This window comes from Enterococcus sp. HMSC072F02 (assembly GCF_001837725.1).
Classification (GTDB): Bacteria; Bacillota; Bacilli; order Lactobacillales; family Enterococcaceae; genus Enterococcus_B; species Enterococcus_B lactis.
Genome location: NZ_KV833953.1, coordinates 47,889 through 62,841, shown reverse-complemented (window position 1 = coordinate 62,841; position 14,953 = coordinate 47,889). Strand labels below are relative to the sequence as shown.

General features: G+C 39.8%; 10 protein-coding genes and 1 pseudogene. 4 read left to right on the top strand and 7 right to left on the bottom strand.

The annotated features are described in order from the left end of the window. Positions 1–237: 237 nt before the first annotated feature. The 6 genes from HMPREF2731_RS15320 to HMPREF2731_RS07045 all read right to left on the bottom strand — a co-directional run bounded on the left by HMPREF2731_RS15320 (position 238) and on the right by HMPREF2731_RS07045 (position 7,446). Positions 238–492, bottom strand: a complete 255-nt coding sequence (locus HMPREF2731_RS15320) for a hypothetical protein (RefSeq protein WP_231601450.1) — start codon at positions 490–492, stop codon at positions 238–240. Between the two features lie 35 nt (positions 493–527). Beyond that, the gene (locus HMPREF2731_RS07065) at positions 528–2,132 is read right to left on the bottom strand and encodes a hypothetical protein (protein WP_231601453.1); all 1,605 of its coding nucleotides are present in this window, start codon (positions 2,130–2,132) and stop codon (positions 528–530) included. Between the two features lie 314 nt (positions 2,133–2,446). After that, complete coding sequence (locus HMPREF2731_RS07060) at positions 2,447–3,472, bottom strand: LacI family DNA-binding transcriptional regulator (RefSeq protein ID WP_002312769.1); 1,026 nt, start codon at positions 3,470–3,472, stop codon at positions 2,447–2,449. A 21-nt stretch (positions 3,473–3,493) separates the two neighbouring features. After that, positions 3,494–4,501 carry an aldose epimerase family protein gene (locus HMPREF2731_RS07055; RefSeq protein ID WP_002316657.1) on the bottom strand — a complete coding sequence of 336 codons (1,008 nt, stop codon included), beginning with the start codon at positions 4,499–4,501 and terminating at the stop codon, positions 3,494–3,496. Then, positions 4,494–5,159, bottom strand: a complete 666-nt coding sequence (gene pgmB / locus HMPREF2731_RS07050) for a beta-phosphoglucomutase (RefSeq protein WP_002310736.1) — start codon at positions 5,157–5,159, stop codon at positions 4,494–4,496. The genes HMPREF2731_RS07055 and pgmB overlap by 8 nt, the downstream gene beginning before the upstream one ends. Continuing rightward, positions 5,152–7,446 (bottom strand): glycoside hydrolase family 65 protein, encoded by a 2,295-nt coding sequence (locus tag HMPREF2731_RS07045; RefSeq protein ID WP_002310737.1) that lies wholly within the window; start codon positions 7,444–7,446, stop codon positions 5,152–5,154. The genes pgmB and HMPREF2731_RS07045 overlap by 8 nt, the downstream gene beginning before the upstream one ends. A gap of 258 nt (positions 7,447–7,704) precedes the next feature. Between HMPREF2731_RS07045 and HMPREF2731_RS07040 the strand changes: the two genes are divergently transcribed. Both HMPREF2731_RS07040 and HMPREF2731_RS07035 read left to right on the top strand, forming a co-directional pair. Beyond that, positions 7,705–9,870, top strand: coding sequence for a PTS transporter subunit IIBC (locus HMPREF2731_RS07040; protein ID WP_002310738.1), 2,166 nt, complete (start codon positions 7,705–7,707; stop codon positions 9,868–9,870). A gap of 189 nt (positions 9,871–10,059) precedes the next feature. Further along, a complete protein-coding gene (locus HMPREF2731_RS07035) occupies positions 10,060–10,890 on the top strand; it encodes an endonuclease/exonuclease/phosphatase family protein (RefSeq protein ID WP_070872635.1) in 831 nt (276 codons plus the stop codon). 101 nt (positions 10,891–10,991) lie between these two features. Here the strand turns inward: HMPREF2731_RS07035 and HMPREF2731_RS07030 are convergent, their stop codons facing one another. Further along, on the bottom strand, positions 10,992–12,692 hold the full coding sequence (locus HMPREF2731_RS07030; RefSeq protein ID WP_083325479.1) for a hypothetical protein: 1,701 nt from the start codon (positions 12,690–12,692) through the stop codon (positions 10,992–10,994). 503 nt (positions 12,693–13,195) lie between these two features. Here HMPREF2731_RS07030 and HMPREF2731_RS07025 point away from each other — a divergent pair. Further along, a pseudogene (locus HMPREF2731_RS07025) lies at positions 13,196–14,357 on the top strand (class C sortase). Positions 14,358–14,372: 15 nt separating this feature from the next. Next, a complete protein-coding gene (locus tag HMPREF2731_RS07020; protein WP_002310743.1) occupies positions 14,373–14,816 on the top strand; it encodes a GNAT family N-acetyltransferase in 444 nt (147 codons plus the stop codon). Positions 14,817–14,953 lie beyond the last annotated feature (137 nt).

The window sequence follows — 14,953 nt, the reverse complement described above, 5'->3', positions numbered from 1 at the left end:
TGGAATAATGAATTTACGAATTATTATAATAATGGTCGTTATTGGGATGGTGCTTATGTGTGGTCAGTGTATGACGAAAAGAGAAAGCGATTCACTGTTTTTGATGCTAGTTTAGTGATGATTTGATTTTTTCAGGCTAAAAATAAATAAAAATTTTGAAGAGGAAGGAGCCGCCCTTGGCGGCTCCTCTTTTACAGTTCTTCGTAAGTCAGGATAAGCAGTTAGGATATAATACTTTCATTTTTTCCATACGATGTTGGGCATTCTTTGGATAACCACTTTGGCGTAATAGATCGAGTCGTATTGAATATAAGTATCATGATTTAATCTATAAAATCCCCACCCTAATGTCTTTCCAAGAGCAATCGATTTATACGATCGATAGATTACACGATTACCATCTTGTAAAGAACAATCACCTAGAGGTAATTTGATCGTACCCTCTAAGTATTTTTTATTGGCAGTATAGATCGCGCAGTTGATAAATATCAAAGCTTGTTCCGTAGTATGGAAGGCAGCGGAATAGGTTATTTTTTTAATCGGTCTCGTAGTGCATCCTCAGACTGTCCCACATGTCGTTCCATCGTATGCCCTTTCCCGCCGTCTGCATACCATTCATCATAGTACAAATCAAGAGGGGAATACCATTCGAATTCATCGCCATCATCGTCATCCCCTTTGAAGTTTTTGATTGCTTCAAGGACGCGGGCAAGACTCAACGCATTCCATGCAGCGCCCATTGCGCCTTCGACTAATGTTTTATCTGTACCATCTTCTACGATGTCTCCAGTTTCTTCATCTAATACACCTCTTCGCCCATCGATCGTGATCGAGTCATCTATTGGGATGGCTGCTTCACTGTAAGCAAAATCGATCGCCCCCCACTGGTATTCTGGAACGGCTACGCGAGTGTCAGCGTACACGAACTTTCCTGTTGCATCAAGGACAACCGTTTGTCCGTATAAGGTAGCGATTATACCAGAAGGATCGAAGCTCAATCCGTTTTCAGTCGGTGCCAAGACTTCCGCTAAGTTCTTTTGTATATCGGCAGTGCGTGTATGATAGGCTTGCGCCATTTGCTGAGCGGTCTGGACAGCGACTTCTCTTGAGGGTGTTTCGATCACCCCAAATTCAAAAGTGGTGTTTTGCTGGATGTATTCCAGAAAGTCTTCTTGAGTCGCGATCTGGCTCATCAAGACAGACATCGGGACACTTAATTCGACTTCATGGACAAAGGAACCGTGACTACCCCGATGGCCATAATTATGACCGGAGATCGTTAGTAATGTTGTATCACTGCCGACTCGAGTTTCCATGACACGAACCATTTCCAGTAAGAAGAATTGATCTTCAATGAACATTCGATCAGCTACCGAGGCATCACGTCCGATCACACCAGTCCGAGCCGTTTCAGTAGAAAGAGAACCATAAGAGATCAGTTTACGAAAAGCCGGATGGTCATTGATCGAAAAGCGATAAGCACCATGATCCGTTGTTCCTGTCAAATATTCCCGCATCAATGCATGACTGGTCACGTCTTGCGCGTATCTTTTTTGCAGACCTTGCGAGAAATTATAGGTACTAGTAGTAGAATCAATTCCCGAAGTGGCAAAAGCGGCCAATTCTTGTTGCAGGGCAGGATTATTGGAAGATAATTCATACAAGCTCGCATTCGTTTTGAGTAAGTCTGCAGTGGCGACGCCTAAGGAGGAACCTAATTGGTAAAAACTATAACCAAGTCCTGCTCCTAGGATAGCAGAAACTACTGCAGCAGAAGCAGGGAGGGAAACCAATGCAGAACTTAATGTAGCACCAACAGCAGAAAAAGGAGAGAGAAAAGAGGAGAAACTGACGCCACCGGTTAAAGGAACCAATGCTGCGTTGTGCGGATCTGGTTCTTGGGTAGTGACAGGGATACGAGAGATAGACGGGAGTTCAGGAACAACTTCGGTCGTCGCATGTTGTTCTGCTTTAATCGTATACGTTTCTTGGGCGTGCGTTTGGACAGGCGTGGCAGCAAATGGCAGAAGTGTCAACACAACAAAAAACAAATGAGTGAGTTTTTTCATGTTTTCTCCTTTCAAGAACACGTGCGGCTGATCGACAAGGGGGTCTTTTGCACCTCCGTTCATTCGTATTCGCTTACACATTTAATTATTCTTGAAAAAACAAAAGAATACAAGGCGTAATAGAAAAATCAATTTAAAAAAATGTTTTTTACATTATTGGTGTTTCCTTCGTGTATTCTCATGGAAGACAGTAGTTATGTCAAATAATCGTTTGTTTTGGATGCATAATCGTTCACACAACTGATAAAGAAAAAGAAGGGGTAGATTTATTTATTTTAATATTAATGTTATTTAATATTTGCTTTTAAAACTTATAAAAATAACATATTTTATGTAAAAAACTGACCATAGGATAAATGGTCAGCAAATTCAGTGATTTAACTAAGTTTCGTGCTTTCTAAAGGAACAACTGTCTCTCTTTTGATCAAGCGATGAGGGATGACCAAGCGTACGCCGCTACTTAATTCTTCATGGATCAGTTCACGCAGTTTTTGCATAGCGACACGTCCTAATTCGGAGATATCGATATCGATGCTTGTAAGGTAAGGATGTGTCAATGTTGAGAAGATCGAGTTGTTGAAGCTAATGACGGAAAGTGTCTCTGGAATGACATAACCATACATTTGTGCCAACTGCATCGTGCGAAGGGCGAAGATATCGTCAATGACTACCAATGCTGTGGCTTCGTTTTCTTTCAACGTTTTCTCAAAGGTCAGATAATCTTCTGTATGTTCCAGTACTACACTGGAAAACGCAGGAAAATCAGCCATCATCATCGCTTTTTGATAACCGAAATATCGTTCGAAATACAAACTCTCATGAGTCGTATTCGTCACGAATAGGATATTCTTATGTCCGTTCTGAATCAAAAATTCTGTTGCTTGTTTGCCTAGAAGTTGGTTGTCATTATCTACATAAACGATTTCGTTTTCGTGATGATAAGGCTGTCCGATCAAAGTGAAAGGGATATGGTTTTGGTATAAATAATCAATGACAGGGTCTTGACTATCTGAATACACTAGAATAAAACCATCTACTTGTTTTTGTAGATGCATACGCTGGACGTTCTCTAACAGTAAATCAAAATTTTTAGCAGTAGCAATCGCTGTCGTCATATCATAATTCCGCGCTTCTTCGTTGATTGCTTCCATGATCTCAAGATAAAAGGGATTCCCGATCCGCTCTTTTGAATCAAGAGGGGGTAAGATCACGCCGATGGCACTGGAAATGCGTTTTCCTAGATTGCGGGCAGTCATGTTAGGAACATAACCTAGTTCATCCATGATTTTTCGGACTTTCTTCTTTGTTGCTTCGGAAATACTAGGATGATCATTGATAACACGAGAGACGGTCGAGGTAGCAACACCGGCTTTTTTCGCCACATCTTTTACGGTAATAGCCATGATAAAAACACCTTTCTCTTGTTATTGTGCAGAGAACCGATAAATCGTCTGACTGATCCGTTCTTGACCAGGATGGAGGTTGATCGATCCAAAGTTGGGGAAATGAACGATATCAGGGATTTCTTGCGGTTCGATTGCTAATCCGTAGTTTGAATGCATCTGTTTTCCGTTGACAGAGAAATCAGCTTCAAATCCAGTCGTAGAAAATAATACCATACTTTTATTGGAAGTTGCTATAGTCATTTGACGACCAGAATGCTTCTCGAATAATTGTAAGGAAGTTCTGGAAAGCCTAGGATGATGCAAAAGAAATACATCATCTAGTCCAGCTGGATAACAAGCAAGGATTTCTTGCAGTGTTGGAGATTTTCTAAAGTCGATGGGCAGGTCTTCTTTTTTCGTCCAATTTCCAGTAGGTAGTTTTTCTTGATCTAATTCAAGTATACCATCTAAGAAGACTGTTAACTGATGGTCATAGATGTCTCTTTTTCCATTTCCTGAAAGGTTGAAGTAGGCATGATTGGTCGGATTGCAGATGGTTTCGACCAGGCTACTGGCAGAGGTCGTCATCTCTAACTCGTTTTTTGTCAAACGGTAAGTGATCGTAGCAGTGATTGGTCCTGGATAGGTAGAAAATTCATCTTTTAAGTAAAAGACCACGCCTATTGATGAAGGAGTTTTGAAAACTTCTACTTCCCAATACTGGAAAGACCAGCCTTTCGTGCCACCGTGGATATGGTGTGGTCCGCAGTTTTTTTCCAATCTATGCTCACCCCAAGAAGCATCTCGGATCCTTCCAGCTACAGGTCCGACAGTTGCGCCAAAAAAGCTTTTATCTGTTAGAACATCTTCGAAACGATCGTAAGACAATAAAATATTTTCTGATTTTCCTTCTTTGTCTGGCGCGAAGATTTGATGCAGGCGGGCACCATAGTTGAGAAGAACGACTTCTAAATAGTCGTTCTTCAACGTGATTTTCTTTATTTCAGTCTCTGGAACTGGTACGACGGAGATTTCTGGATTATCCATGGTCATGCCACTTTTCTTTCAAGTAATCGATCGTAAGAAAAGTCGTATCAGGGACAAGCGGGATCTCCTCTCCAAGGTCTTCAGCACGTCCCACGCCAATTGGTTGGGCACCACTTGAGAGGATGGCTTGGATACCAGCTTGCGCGTCTTCGATCCCGATACATTCTTCTGCTTTTAGTCCGACAGCTTTTGCTGCAAGGAGAAAGATATCTGGCGCAGGTTTTCCGTTTGCTGCTTCTGCCGGGTCGGCAATAGCGTCAAAGTAAGGTGTGAGACCCATTTTTTCAAGTAGGAAAGGCCCATTTTTACTTGCAGAAGCAAGAGCGATCTTGATTTTTTCTTCTTTTAAAGAATCTAGTAAAGGGACGACCCCAGGGAAGACATCTTTTGGTTCGATCGTCTGGATCATCTCTAAATAATAATCATTTTTTCTTTTTGCTAATTCTGCAAATTCTTCCTTTGAAAAAGAGTGTTCTTTTCCGCCATAAGCTAAAAGCAAAGAGAGAGAGTCTTCTCGGCTAACGCCTTTTAGCTGTTCGTTGAATGTACGGTCGATCGTAATGCCGATTTCCTGACCAAGCTTTCGCCAAGCACGATAATGGAATTCGGCAGTATCGGTAATGACGCCGTCTAAATCGAACAATACCCCTTTAAACATTTGCTTCCTCCTTTCTTAGCGTTATTTCTAGGCGATCCTCTAAAGTGTAAGACTGTTCATAGACGAAAAGTTCCAGAGGCATACCTTCTAATAACTCGAAAGTAACTTGTTCATCTGTAACTGAGATGAATAATAAACGTCCGCGATAATTGATATGGAAAGAATAAGCATTCCAGGTTTTTGGCAGAAATGGTGCGAATTTCAATTGATCATGGGCGGTTTTCATTTGTGCAAATCCTTGGACGATCGACAACCAGCTGCCAGTCATGGAAGTGATGTGCAAGCCGTCTTCTGTGTCGTTATTGTAATTATCCAAATCCAAGCGAGCTGTTCGTTGGTACATTTCTACAGCTTTGTTTTCCATTCCTAATTCTGCTGCTAAAATCGAATGGATACTTGGGGAAAGGGAAGACTCATGGACAGTCATTGGTTCATAGAAATCAAAGTTTTTTTGTTTTTCTTCTTTTGTAAAAGTATCGTTGAAGAAATAAATCCCCTGTAATACATCTGCCTGCTTGATGAAGCAAGATCTAAGGATTTTGTCCCAAGACCAATGCTGGTTCAGAGGAAGATCGCTTGTGGGAATATCGGATACAGGCATGAGATCTTTATCTAAGAATGTGTCATGCTGGACAAAGATCCCCAATTCTTCGTCCACTGGGAAGTACATGTTCTCTGCGATATCTTTCCATTTGGCTAGTTCTTCTTCGCTGATAGTGATAGCAGCTTCTTTTTGATAAGTTAAATAATTTTCTCGCGTGTAACGCAAGACCCAAGCTGCGATCGTATTTGTATACCAATTGTTATTGATGTTGTTTTCATATTCATTTGGTCCAGTCACTCCGTGGATCATGTATTTATTTGCTCGTTTTGAAAAATGGACACGGTCTGCCCAGAAGCGGGCGATTTCTGCTAAAACTTCTAGACCTTCATTTTTCAAATATTCTGTATCACCGGTGTAATTCGTGTAATTGTAGATTGCATAGGCGATTGCACCATTTCGATGAATCTCCTCGAAAGTGATTTCCCACTCGTTATGACATTCGACGCCAGTGAAGGTGACCATAGGATAAAGCGCGCCTTTTAATCCTTGCTGCTGAGCGTTGTGGATCGCTTGCGGCAGCTGGTTATGCCGGTATTTCAGAAGATTCTTAGTTACTTCGGGTTTGGCTAAAGCGAGATAAAGAGGGACTGCATACGCTTCTGTATCCCAGTAAGTGGCACCGCCGTATTTTTCTCCTGTGAATCCTTTGGGTCCAATATTCAATCGTTCATCTTCGCCGTAGTAAGTAGAGAATAGTTGGAACAAATTGAAGCGAATACCTTGCTGTGCTTCTTCGTCTCCTTCGATGACCACATCGGCAAGCTTCCATCGTTCTGCCCAAGCCGCTGTTTGTTCTTCTTTTGCTTGGATATAACTGTTTGTCTGATTTGCTAATTCTGAGAGGGCTTTTTCTGCTTGCTGCGCTTCTGGGATATCTCGACTAGTAAGAACGATGATTTCTTTCTCTACTGTCCATGTCTCGCCTTGAGATAATTCAGCAGACAGGCAACCATGTAAGGCTAAAGTATCTTCGTGATAGTCAGGAACGACTGCTTTTCCGTTAACGAAATGACGCATTGCTGCAGTAACAGTGAATTGTTCGATCCCAAAGTTGTTTGGAATAGTTTTAGTTGTCAAATAGCCGATTTCTTCTATGGTTCCACGATCGATCTCATTCCAAAAATGTTCATCATAGTTGCTGTCTTCGTTTTGGACATTTCCATCCAATTTCGATACGAGGTCGACTGTTCCATTACCTTCAAGCATTTCTATAGTCAAATGGATGTAAGCCGCTTCTTTTTTGATAATGCTCAAAAAACGTTCAAATGAAATACGTACTTTATTAGTAGAAGTAGTGATTGTGAATGTACGAGATAGCACACCGTTTTTCATATCTAGTTCCCAATAAAAATCTTCTGGTTCCAAAGAAGCCAAGTCGATCAGCTGATCGTTGATCGAAATATCTATTGCGATAAAGTTCAAGGCATTGATCACTTTTCCAAAGTACTCTGGATAACCGTTTTTCCACCAGCCGACACGTGTCTTATCAGGATACCAGACACCTGCCAAATAAGTACCTTGATGGTGATCCCCTGAGTAAGTTTCCTCAAAGTTCCCACGCATCCCCATATAACCGTTTCCAATACTTGTCAGAGATTCTTGCAGTCGAAGATTTTTTTTATCTAATTGGGTCGTGCTTATTTTCCATGGATCAATAGCAAATAGTCGTTTGATCTGTTTCATTGTTCTCCTCCTAATGAGCTGTTTTATACGTTCATAATAAACGCAACCGATTGCGCAAGTCAATAGACAATAAGAAATATTTCATAGAAAAAAGCATAAAAATAAATTTTTTTCGAGCTATTTATAGAAGGAAACTTATGTACTATAGGGTTTGAAGAATGGTATAGACAGAAGAATGAAAAATAAAGCATTTACAAAAAAGAAAACGCACGCTATAATACATTTAACGAAACCGATTGCGTAAAGGAGCTAAACGGAATGAAAAAGATATTTAGTTTTGAGTTTTGGCAAAAATTTGGAAAGGCTTTAATGGTTGTGGTGGCAGTGATGCCGGCAGCTGGATTGATGATCAGTATAGGGAAATCAATTCCTTTGATCAATCCTGAGTGGACGCCGCTTGTTACAACGGGCGGAGTAATAGAAAATATTGGTTGGGCAATTATTGGTAATCTTCATATTTTATTTGCTTTAGCAATAGGAGGAAGTTGGGCAAAAGAACGAGCAGGTGGGGCATTTGCTGCTGGGATCTCATTTATTCTGATCAATCGGATCACTGGGGCCATCTTTGGTGTCACAAGCGACATGCTTGCGAATGAAGACGCGTTTACTCACACTCTTTTCGGTACGAAGATTATGGTTAAAGGGTTCTTTACAAGTGTGTTGGAAGCACCAGCTTTGAATATGGGTGTATTTGTAGGGATCATCGCTGGTTTTGTCGGGGCAATGGCTTATAATAAGTACTATAATTATAGAAAATTGCCGGATGCTTTGTCTTTCTTCAATGGAAAGCGCTTTGTTCCGTTTGTCGTTATCTTATGGTCAACGATTGTGGCATTGATTCTTGCTGTTGTGTGGCCAAACGTACAGGCCGGAATCAATAATTTTGGTTTATGGATTGCAGAATCCCAGGAAAGCGCACCGATTCTAGCACCGTTTTTATTTGGTACATTGGAACGTTTGCTATTACCGTTCGGATTGCATCATATGCTGACGATTCCTATCAACTATACACAGCTTGGCGGATCGTACGAGATTCTATCAGGTGCACAGGCAGGAACACAAGTTTTTGGACAAGATCCGTTATGGTTAGCTTGGGCCACTGATTTAGTGAATCTTAGAGGTGCAGGGGATATGGCGCAATATGAATTTGTGCTGCATAACTGGACACCGGCCCGTTTCAAAGTAGGACAAATGATTGGTTCTTCGGGTATTTTGATGGGGATGGCATTTGCGATGTACCGTAATGTCGATCCTGATAAGAAAGCAAGATATAAATCAATGTATTTTTCAGCAGCGTTAGCTGTCTTTCTAACAGGTGTAACAGAACCATTGGAGTTCATGTTCATGTTTGCGGCTGTACCATTATATGCCATTTATTCAGTCATTCAGGGAGTGGCATTTGCAATGGCAGACATTTTACCATTGCGGGTCCATTCATTTGGAAATATCGAATTGCTGACGCGGACACCGTTAGCTATCAAAGCGGGTCTAGGTGCAGATCTTATCAACTTCGTGTTATGTGTAATCGTTTTTGGTGTTGTTACTTATTTCTTAGCAAATTTCTTAATCAAAAAATTCAACTTTGCTACACCTGGGCGTAACGGAAATTATGACAATGACAGTGAAGAAACCACTGTATCTAACAGTGGAACAGGAACAGCAGATCAGCAAGTGGTCCAGATCATTCATTTGTTGGGCGGAAAAGAAAATATCAAAGATGTCGATGCCTGTATGACTCGTTTACGTGTAAGTGTAAACGATCGGGAAAAAGTTGGGACTGAAGAAGCCTGGAAACGAGCAGGAGCAATGGGGCTAATCGTCAAAGACAATGGAGTCCAAGCAGTTTATGGACCAAAAGCAGATGTCTTGAAATCAGATATCGAAGATTTGTTGCAATCAGGAGCAGAGATTCCAGAGCCGCAAATGGTTTCTACAGGAAATGGACAAGCAGATAGTAAGCATTACTTAGGTATAGAACAAGAACTAGTTTCCGCAGCTTCTGGGGAAGTGATTCCATTAGCTGAAGTAAAAGATCCAGTATTCTCACAAAAAATGATGGGTGATGGCTTTGCTGTTATTCCAACGTCAAGAGAAGTTGTTGCGCCGATCGCTGGAAAAGTTACAAGTATTTTCCCTAGCAAACATGCAATTGGGCTAGAAACGAAAGATGGCGTCGAAGTTTTGATCCATATGGGGATTGATACAGTCCAAATGAATCAGTCAGCTTTTGAGATTGCTGTCAAAGAAGGACAAGAAGTAGGAACAGGAACGAAATTAGCTGAGATGAATCTTGAGGTGATCCAAAACGAAGAAAAAGATCCAACGATCATGATCGTATTTACGAATGATAAAGTGGAAGAAGTAGTGATCAAGCAAGTAGGGACAGTGGCAGCTGGTAAAGTGATCGGCTCCATTAAAATATAAGGGGAGGTTGTGAAATCAGCGCCCTGACCTGAGTATTAGAGAGGCAAAACGGAAAAATAGTTCCTCATATTTTGCCGTTTTTTGAGCTAATACCGAAGGTCAGCTGATTGAACACTGTTTACTGGGGAGGTTGTGACAAAATTTTGTCACAACCCCTTTTGTTTCGAAATGAAAAGAAGGAGAAGAACCATGAAATTCATGACATTGAACACACATAGCTGGCTTGAGCCAGAACCAGAGAAAAAATTACAGGAATTAGCAGAGAAGATCCTGTTAGAAGATTATGAAGTGATCGCTTTACAAGAAATCAACCAATTGCTGGAATCTGAAGAAGCAGACCCTCCAAAACTAACGAAGTTCTGTCCAGTAGAGAATCAAGTTCCTATCCGCAAAGATAATTTTGCCTACTGTTTAGTCCAGCTTTTAAAAGAACAAGGAAAAGAGTATTTTTGGAGTTGGGAAATGAGCCACATCGGTTATGATAAATATGAAGAAGGAAATGCGCTGCTTACGAAAAGACCATTGGAAAGTCAGGTCCTCACCGTCTCCGAATCTCAAAAGAAAGAAGATTATCGGACGCGCAAGATCTTGATTGGAAAAACAAAGATAGATGATCAAGATATTTATGTCTCTAGCTGCCACTTTTCTTGGTGGACAGATAAAAAAAGCGGCTTTTATTTTGAGTGGAAAAACTTGGAAAACTACTTTTTTGAAACACGCGCACCACTTTTTTTCCTAGGTGATTTCAATAATCCAGCAGATTCTGAAGGTTATCATATAGTAAAGGAAAGTGGTCTTCTTCTTCAAGATTCGTATGTTATCGCGAATGAAAAAGGCAAGGCTGCTACTGTGGAAAAGAAGATTGATGGTTGGGAACAAAATACAGAAAAATTGCGTATAGATTTCATTTTTGTCCCTGAAGGAGTACAAGTAAAAAAATATCAACGGATTTTTGACGGGATCGATAGCCCAATCATCAGTGATCACTATGGGGCTGAAATCGAAATAGATGGACGATGAACGAACAAAAATATGACACAAAAAAACTAAACAAAATAAAACTCTCCGATCGATCCTACCGTTCGGAGAGTTTTTTTGATTGGATGTATCATCCGTTTTGACTAAGCATGTAGATGCTTGTATCTATGATAAATAAATAAGCACAGCAAGGTAAACCAGCCAATCAAAGTAAGAGAAAGAATGAAATAGAAATAGATTGGCGTTCGATAGTGAAGCGTGAGCTCGTTGATCCCTTTTTGCTGATTCACAATTGGGGTCCCGATATCCGTTAATTCATAATCAGTCAATGTTTTTCCATTTTGCTGTAGTACAGTCCGATCATAAACGATAACAGGGATATGAACCGTTTTGTCCCCAGTATTTTTCCACTTGATTGTCAAAAGACCGCCTGGATGTGTTTTTATGAAAGTTGTTTCGTTTTCTAATATTTCTTCGTTATATCGGTCGTATTTGTTGTCTTTTGTCTCCTTATAGATTGGGAGATAGTCAGGGGTGGTTTTTTGGAAAACGAATAAGCTGGTAGACATATCTTTACTGAAGAATGTTTTCCTTGCTTCTTCCGGTGTATCGAAGAGATAAGTATGTCGACTGACAAATGTTTCATTCTCCCACTTTTCTAGATGCTGGTATAAGTTTTGGATCGTCTGTGCAGAAAAAATAAGAATACCCAATATACCTAAAAGACGGAACCACTTTTGCTCAGACCATTGATTTAGTGATAGGGCAAGGTAAAGCAGAAGCAATAGCGTAAATGGGACGAAAAATCGAAATGGAAATTGAATTAAGCTAATAAAAGGTACATTTTTTTCGATCAATGTCGTCCATGGAATCAAGCTAGTAGAAAGAAAAAAGAAAACAAGACTTGTATACAACACGATTTTTTGGAACAAGGTGTTCTTTTGTTGAAAGAAAATAAAAAGAAAAAAACCTGACAATATCAATATCGGAAAGGCTTTAGGGTAATGAAGCCAATAACTGCCATCTAGGTCAATCGCCTTTTGACTCATTTCTCTGTTAACAAAGGGGGGAAGAATCTTATTCCCGCTGTAAACAATAGCTAGTCCTGCCCAAATATTTGCTGTCAGGACAAAATAAAGCAAGACCGACTTGATCAGTTGAAGCAGTGCTTTTCCTTTTTCAGTCTGGTTAAAAAAGTAATAAAGATAAAAAGGAATATACATCAAGGCTAACATGATCGAAGACAGCAGATGAATCTGCGTCATAAGTCCAACTGAGATCGCAACTTTGATCACAGGAAACTTTTTATGAAGGACGAAATCAACAATAGGGATCATGCATAAAGGATAGAAACAAGTCCCCCAACTAGTGAATCCTTGATTGATAGACCAATATTGAATAGAATACGTACTCATGAATAAAACGGCTACTGGTACACTTACCCAGTTCCGAACATTGACATATCTCAGTAAAATCAGCATAGAAAATCCTGAAATAAGATAAAGAATGAAGCTTGAAAGAATCTGATAGTGAAACCAACTACCTGCAAGCAACACGATCAATCCTTGTAAATAAGCAAAAAATGGGCCGTAAACGGCATTAACGATCCTACCGCTTTGCTGGAATCCATAAAGGGAAGGAAAATAATGGAAATCCCCATGTTTGATTTGTTGTGCAGTATCGTAGAACCGATTGTAATGGAAGGGGGCATCAGCACCCAAAATTAGTTTATGTGTGAATAAATGAGGCATGAGAAATACCAAAGCAATGAAAAAAATTGCTAAAAACGGGCCATATTTTTTCAATTGTCGAACTCCTTTGCAAACTTTAGATAAATTCATCATATATCCTATGCGATAGGGAGGCAAGAAATTAGAAAATTCATGAAAATATTTATGAATTTTACAAGAAAAACACAAGTGAAATTTCTAAGGAGAGAGGATGTGACAAAGCCATGTCGCCTCCCTTGTTTTGGGTAATAAGCTCACTAGCCTAGAAAATATGAAAAGCTATTTTCTGACTAGCGCTCTTATTACTCAAAGCATAACGCAGTTTTCACAACCACTTCCTTAAGCGGTCTTCAAAAGCTTGCATCTGCGGTAATAAGCCCAACCAAACGAAAAATATGAGGAGCTATTTTTGTTTGGTTGTTCTTATTACTTGATGCAGGACAGCTTTTTCACAACCTCTGATTCACGGTGTTCCAGAAGTAGCTTCTTCAGAAATCTCTTCTTATTTCTTGAAGCTAACCACTTCTGTCACAACCTCATCGGCTTTCATTTTCTATTTTTTTCCTGAACCCATATAATAAAAGAAAGAACAAAAAAACTTGCAAGGGAGGAAACATGTGAAGCAGAGAAAGCAAAAACAGTCTCGTCGGCTTTTGTTTCGTTTATTTTTATTGATATGTATCGCCGTAGGGTTATTAATCGCTTTGTATCCATTTTATGTGGATTCTTTAAATAGTCTTATGGATCAAAAACGAATGGAACAAGTACAAAAACGAACCGCAGCCGAAAATGAAGCGCAACGAAAGAAAATGGAGGAGCAAAACCAACGATTAACTGACCAAGGATTCAATCCTGGGGCTGATCCTTTCGATGAACAGAACAGAAATGAAAGCACGACATCCAGCCAATTAGAGGAATGGCTGATCGGAAGTGTCAATATACCTAAAATCCAAATAAGTATTTCACTTTATGACCGGCTTAACGGCATGATTCTTGAGAATGGAGCAGGCGTCTTACAAGGAACTTCTTTCCCACTTGGTGGAAATTCGACGCATTCAGTGATTTCTGCTCACAGCGGGTTACCCAATCGACGATTATTTACCGAGTTAAATCGCTTAGAACACGGAGATACGTTTATTTTGACTGTTTTGGGGGAGAAATTGGCTTATCAAGTTGAAAATATACAAGTGGTACTGCCAGATGACACGTCTGTTCTAACGATTGAAGAAGGAAAAGACTTAGTCACCTTGCTTACATGTACACCATATATGATCAACACGCATCGTTTGCTAGTGACGGGACATCGGATTCCTTATAGTGAATCGGTAAAAAAGGAAGAAGAAAAAGGAAATCAGGAAAGAAATTTGCGACAGTTGCTTATTCTTGCAGGAACGATAATAGCTGTAGTCATACTGTTACTGTTTATTGGTCGATTGATTTATCAGTATCGGTTAAGTAAAAAAGTGCTTGATTTTTCATTTATTATAAGTGATTCAGCAGGAAATCCAGTAAATGGTGGCTCATTTATTTTGAAACATAAGAAAAAAAACACTTACTAGAAATGGTGTGCCGTTTTCAGTGCAAAGCGATCATTATGGGAAAGTCAAGCTGGATCAATTGCCTGGTGGGACTTATCGAATCGTATCAGTTGATGATCCTAAAGTCGCTGCATCTTTTGGTATCAGAAAATTAAAACAAGAAAAGATGTACTTTTTTGAGGGGCGAAAACTAGTGAAAGAACTTCAAAAAAATGGTTTTTGGTTTAAACTCAATGACTAAGTAAGGAGAGAAAAAATGATTCGTACAACAACAGAGTTGTCTGCTGAAGAACTGGAAACTGTTCTATCGATTTGGCTGCATGCTAATTTGGATTCTCATGGATTCATCTCACCAACTTATTGGGAGAATCAAGTAGAATCTGTTAGGAAAGCTTTACCAGATGCGGTGATTTACTTAGCAGAAATAGATCAAGAAATCGTCGGTTTTGCTGGGGTGATCGATCAGTTCATCGCAGGAATCTTTGTAAAAAGGGAATACCGGCAACAAAGAATCGGTACGCAACTAATGAAAAAAATAAAAGAAACCAATAAAACATTGACTTTGACAGTTTATCAAAAAAATCAATCAGCTATTCATTTCTATCTTTTACAAGGCTTTACCGTTCAAATACTGCAAAAAGATGAAGCAGTAAATGAGGAGGAGCTTGTGATGCAATGGAATCAAACCACTGATTTTTGATGAACAGAATAACGAAATAATGCTCCCAGCCTATTTTTTTGCTGGGAGCATTATTTCATTTTGAAGTCACTATTTTAACTGTGTGAAGATGCAGGTTACAATCTTTGATAAACAGTGTTCAAAAGCTTGCATCTGCG